Annotated in this window: 1 protein-coding gene and 1 pseudogene; both read right to left on the reverse strand. The window is 63.9% G+C overall.

The window, feature by feature from the left end; all coding sequences use genetic code 11:
• Nucleotides 1-193: 193 nt before the first annotated feature.
• On the reverse strand, nt 194-5,365 hold the full coding sequence (locus BHQ40_RS17890) for a helicase-like domain-containing protein (protein WP_030090518.1): 5,172 nt from the start codon (nt 5,363-5,365) through the stop codon (nt 194-196).
• A 120-nt stretch (nt 5,366-5,485) separates the two neighbouring features.
• Nucleotides 5,486-6,000, reverse strand: a pseudogene (locus BHQ40_RS17895) (hypothetical protein); the annotation flags it as partial.

A 6,000-nucleotide genomic window follows, 5' to 3' on the forward strand; every position in this document is an offset into this window, starting at 1 on the left:
ATGATCGAATAGTGCCCCGTCAAGAATGTACGCCTTGAAAGCGCACAATGGAAATTGGCCAGCCCAGGGTGAGCCCATCTCAATCCCTTTCCATGGCTCAAGCAGCTGGTGCCGACCGACACGACCGCTATTGTCGCATTGCCAACGTCGCCAGGAGTGCGCGCGGAATCGTCCCGTCCAATGGTCGAGACCGTCATGCCGCTTGCGGAACCGCACTTTCGTTGCCGAAAGGCGGTGCCAAGGTTGCGTCCTCGTCATTCCCCGGCTCGAATTCGCCCTTCGTCGTCGCCAGATCGGCCTCCAGTTCCGCGAGTTCCCGCAGCTTGTCTTCCAGCAAGGCTGCATCGGGAAATTCCTGGCCGAGACGCGCCTCGAAAGCCGGAAGGCGCCGCTCGTTCGCTTCGAGATCGGCCTGGACGGCCGCAAGATCAGCGTCGAGATTGAGAATGGAGGATTCGAGCCGGCCCAACGCCGTGGTCCATCGCGTCCTGTCGGATACTTCGAACGCATTGCGCTCGCCGTGGTGCAGTGCCGCGACGGACGTGCGGATACCGCGCTCGCCATCATCGTCGACAGCCTCGTAGCCTGAGAGCTCCACATCGATGCCGTTGACGGTGCCGAGCAACTGGCGTGCCCGGCCGCCGTGCAGCCGCAACTCGAAGGCCTGCCGCAGGATGCGTTCGCCGGCGGCCTTGCGGTCGGTGACCATGGTGCCGCCGCAATCGAACAGAACCTCGTCGTGACGCGGAAGAACCCGGCGCGCGATATCGGCTTCCAGCTTCGCGATCAGACTGGAGCCGTCGATGATGGCGTCCGCGGTTCGCTTGATGGTCCTGCGGATATTATACTGGTCGTCGATATGCGCGTCGCGCAGGCGCTCGAGCCTTGCGACCTCGGCATCGAGCCCAGCCTTGCGCATCAGGCGATCGTCGCCGGACGCCAGCGCCTTTGCGAGCGCGAACTGATTGACGTTGGAGCCGACATCCTCGATCCGGCGAATGGAGCGATCACCCGACATCGCCATGTTGATGAAGCGGGCTTTTCTTTCGAGCATCTGCCAGTTGGTCGCGTCCATCGAGCCACTGGTCGCGTAGCCGTATAGCTCGATTTCGTCGTTCTGGTTGCCCTGGCGCTCGATCCGGCCTTCGCGCTGCTCGATATCGGAGGGTATCCAGGGAACATCGAGATGATGCAGGGCCTTGAGGCGTTGCTGCGCGTTGACGCCCGTTCCCATGGTGGGCGTGGACCCGATGAGGATGCGCTTGCGCCCCTGATTGAGGTCGTTGAACAGGCGCTGCTTCGCGCTGTTCTTCTTGTAATGCTGCATGAAGGCGATCTGATCGGCCGGTATGCCCATCTCGATCAGCTGCTCGCGGATCCAGACATAGGCGGAGAAGCCGCGTGTCTCGATGGCGTTCTCGGTGCCGAGATCGGAGAAGATCATCTGCACGGCGCCGGGCAGCGGATAAGGTCGCCCGGTTTCCGGATCGGTGTAGCGATTGCCGCTCGTATCGCGCCAGATACTGTAGACATTCTCGATCAGGAGATTGAGCTTGTTGCCCTCCTCGTTCCCCATCATGGGATCGACGAAGCGGAGATCGATCGCCGAATGCCGCCCGTCGGTAATCACCGAAAGGAGGATATCATCGCCCTTCTGGGGGCGCCCGCTGCGGTTCTCGATCGCCTTGATGCGTCCGGCGAGCACCTTCTGATAGGCCTTGAAGGGCGCCCCGGACTGGGCGACGATGATCTTGCGCTTGCCGCCCTTGATGGTGGGCAGCCGGACATATTGGCGCAAATCGTCCTTGAGCACGACGTCGGCGACGCTACGATACATCGCCATCAAGTCGGCGACGTTGACGAATTCGCAGAAGCGCGTGACCGGCTTGTAGCTGCCGCTCGGCTGGAGTTCGAGTTCGGTGCGTGTGTCGCCGAAGTTCGCGGCCCAGGCGTCGAACTCATGCAAGCCCTTGGCCTGTAGCTCATCGGGCTGCATGAAGCGCTGCAGCGTATACATTTCGCCCAGCGTGTTGGTAATGGGCGTGCCCGACGACAGGATCAGTTCGCGGCCGGGATTGATGCCGGCAAGGTATCGACCCTTGACGAACAGATCCCATGCCCGCTGCGAGCCGGCCGGGTCGACGCCCTTGAGGTCGCCAAGATTGGTCGCAAAGGTGAGCTTGCGAAACTGCTGGGCCTCGTCGACCAGGATCTGGTCGATGCCGATCTCGCCGATATGGACAAGGTCGTCCTTGCGGGACTGCAGATTCTCAAGCCGCCGCTGGAGCCCCTCCTTGAGGCGCTCGACCCGCTTGCGCGAGACGCGATCGTCATTGTCGATGCCCGCGATCAGCCCCTCGTAGCTGGCGAGTTGGTCTTCGATCAGCTGCTTTTCGAAGGCTGCCGGGGTGGGGATGAACTTGAACGCATCATGGGTGATGATGATCGCATCCCAGTTGCCGGTCGCCGCGCGGGCCAGGAACCGCCGCCGCTTCTCCTTGATGAAGTTCGTGTCGTCGGCGACCAGGATGCGCGCGGTGGGATAGAGCATCAGGAACTCACGCGCGATCTGCGCGAGGCAATGATTGGGCACCGCCATCATCGGCTTGTTGGCAAGGCCGAGACGGCGTTGCTCCATCACGGCGGCGCACAGGCTGAAGGTTTTGCCCGCGCCGACGCTATGGGCGACATAGGTCGAGCCTGCGGCGACGATCCGCCAGACGACGCGCTTCTGGTGATCGCGCATCTGGATGGCGGTCGACGCGCCGGGCAGCGTCAGATGCTTGCCGTTGAAGGTCCGGGGAACGAGGTTGTTATAGGCGTCGTTGTAGATGCGGACCAGGCGATCAGCGCGTTCGCTGTCCTGCCAGACCCAGGTCTCGAAGGTCGACTTGATCTTCGCAAGCTTCTCTTTCGCGGCTTCGGTGTCGGTGACATTGAGCTCGCGGCGCTCCGAACCGTCAGCTTCGCGGTGAACATCGTAGATCTTGGGGATATGAGAATTGAGGGCATCTTCGAGCAGGTCGGCCGCGCCTCGGCGCGCCGTGCCCCAGGTCGAGGTGGAACTGACATGTCCCGCGAACGGGGCCTTGTCGACAGTCCAGCTCGCAATATCGACGGTATGAAAGATGGTGGTCTCGACCTCCATGATTTCCACGACGAAGGTTTCGATGACCCTGGTAGGAATCCAGGGCGCGCCGAGACGCGCAGTGATCTCGCTGGGTTTGAGGTCGACCGGCTGGACCGCTTCGAGCGCGATGGCGACGGCATGAAAGCGCGGATCGGTTTCGGCCTTCTCGCGGGCAAGGGCGAGCTTGGTCCGCACGGGGCCTGAAAGGGCCTCGTCCGCGGTGACCCAGTGGTCGAAGTGGGGCGTGGTGCGGACGGGGTCCAGATAGATATCGTCGGCAAGGTCCGCGAGCGCCTCGGCTTGCGCGACGCCGAGCAGGCCGGCGATCAACGGGAGATCGACGCGGCCGCGCTCGTGGAGCGACACCGCCAGCGCATCCTGCGCCGAGCGGATTTCATGGGCGACCGGCGGCTTGACGACACGTTCGGTGAAGATCGCGCCCGGCGTGCCGGTATCGCTCGCCTCGTCATAGGCCTCGATCGACGCGACCAGCCAGACGTCGGGATCGTCGAGGAAGGGCTGGAGGTTCGGGCGACGCTGATATTCCTTCTCGGCGCCGGTGTCGGGATCCGTGCGGATGCTGGTGATCGTCCGGTTGATCGGGCCGTACTTCCTGGTGAACTGCCTGTAGTGCGTGAGCAGCTTTTCCTGGGACGCGGCATAGGGCTGGTCGTTCAGCTGCGCCCGCAGGATCGCGCGCACCGCATCGCGGATCGGGATCAGCGCCTTGATGATGCTCGCGTGCTTGACAAACAGGCCAGTGGTGCCACGCCCCGATTTGACGTCGACGATGGCCGGCATCCCGTCGACGATCTGGTGCAGGACACCGCCGGAAACGAGATAGCTGCCTTCCTTGAACTCGGCTTCATCGGCAGCGGTCCCGATCTCAATGTCGAGCGACACGTCGACCCGGTCACGCAGCGACGTCGTGCGATGGACGGGGCGGCAGGCGCCTTCGTATCGGGATGCGATTGCCGACAGGGTGGTCGTGAGAGCTTGCCCGATGTCGACACCCGGCTCGGCGGCGCAGGTATAGTCCATGCCGAACTGGCCGCTTTTCCATTCATGAGCCCCAAGCACATGAGCGGGATTGTCGAGGAAATAGCGGTTGATCCGCAGCGGTCCCTCACCCTCGTCGCTATCGGGAACATCGGCCAGATCGATCCAATTGTGTCCGGGCCGGAGGAGATCAGGCTCGCGCTTGCGGAAGAGCAGGATATCGACGACGACGTCGGTGCCCGCTTCCTGCCGCATGGCCCGGCCGGGAAGGCGCACCGCACCCAGGAAATCCGCGATGCCGTCGATATGGCCGCGGGCCTTGGGATCGCTCTTGTCGAGCGAATAGCGCGAGGTCACGAACAGGGCGACGCCGCCCGGCCGAAGGTGCTCCAGCGATTTCGCGATGAAGAAATCGTGGAGCGACAGCCCGAGCCGGCCGAGGCTGGTCTTGTTCTGGATGCTGAGGTTCGAGAATGGGGGATTGCCGATAGCGAGGTCGAAGTCGCGCGGCAGCGACGCCTTGTCGAAATCGATGCAGCGGATGATCTGACCCGGATAGAGCGCGCTCGCGACGCGGGCGGTGACGGGATCGTTCTCGATACCGACGAACAGCGTGTCACTGGCCAGCCAGTCGGGCCGCAGCCCCATGAAGAGACCGCTGCCGCATCCGGGTTCCAGAACCTGGCCCCCGGTGAAGCCGAGGATGCGGGCGGCGTCCCACATGGCGCGGACGATATATTCGGGCGTATAGTGAGCATATTGCGTCGCGCGCTTGAGCGACTGAAGTTCGGCATCGGTCGTTTCGGCGGCAAGGCCGTGCCCCAGTTCCTCCCAGCCATCGCGGAATGTGCCCGCGCGATCGGCGAAGATGTTGTTCGCAAGCTCGGAGGCGCCGAAGCCGATGAACTTCGCGATGGCCTCCTGCTCGGCCGGCGTTGCTCCTCGTTGTTCGCGGTCCAGCAGGTTCAGCAGCCGGATCGCCTCGACATTGTCTTGCGCGCGGCCCTTCCACGAGGACGCCAGCATCCGCCCGGCGGCGAAGGAGAAATCGATGGGTTCGACCGGGGGCTGACCGGCAAGCACCTCCGCCGGCGCCAGCGAGAAGAGCGTAGGCTCGCAATGCTGGGAGATGATCGCTGCATCGGGCGCGACAGCGGGCGCCGGGTCGGGCGGCCTGACCGGCTGATCGAAGTCGAGGCATAGCTGGAGAGCCAGCGCGGATGCACTGTTTCGCATGGAATGCTTCCTTTTTGATGGGTTCGCGGGCGCAGCGCGGCGGCCCACAAGCTTGTCAGGCTGGTCGAAGATCAGGGTGTGACGGGGAGCCCTGGATCTGACCTCGTCTCAGGCCTCAGGTCATCCGAGGCGAAGCGAAGCGGCATATTGGCGCAGCAGATCGGCCATCGCGGTTCGGGCATGCGCCTTGTTGCCGATCACGATCTCGGGCTGGAGTTCGCGGCCGAGCGGCGTGCGGTATCCGAGCGCCAACCTGCCGCTTATGTCCTCAACGACTATACGATGGCCGCGGGGCAGCGCCGGGCCGGCATAGCGCGCGGTGAAATCCCCGAGGCGGCCCGACAGCCCGGCGGCCATCCTGGACCATCGGATATGTCCGGCGGCAAATTGATCGCCGGGCGCTCGGCCTCGTGCGAGCCAGAGGCGGAACTGGGCTCGCTGTTGCAGCACCGAATTGCGCGTGCGCTCCATCGTTCGTGCGAGCGGGAGGATATCGGCGTCCGCATCGAGCCGTTCGAGTTCAGTGGGGTCCACGACGACGAGAATATCGGAATAGTCGCCTTGGCGCAGAGCCTGGCGCGTCACCGTCGCGTCGGCCGGCGCGGGCCCGGACGAGAGCGAAAAGGGGCGGAGCC

The organism is Sphingobium phenoxybenzoativorans (assembly GCF_001757355.1).
GTDB lineage: Bacteria > Pseudomonadota > Alphaproteobacteria > Sphingomonadales > Sphingomonadaceae > Sphingobium > Sphingobium phenoxybenzoativorans.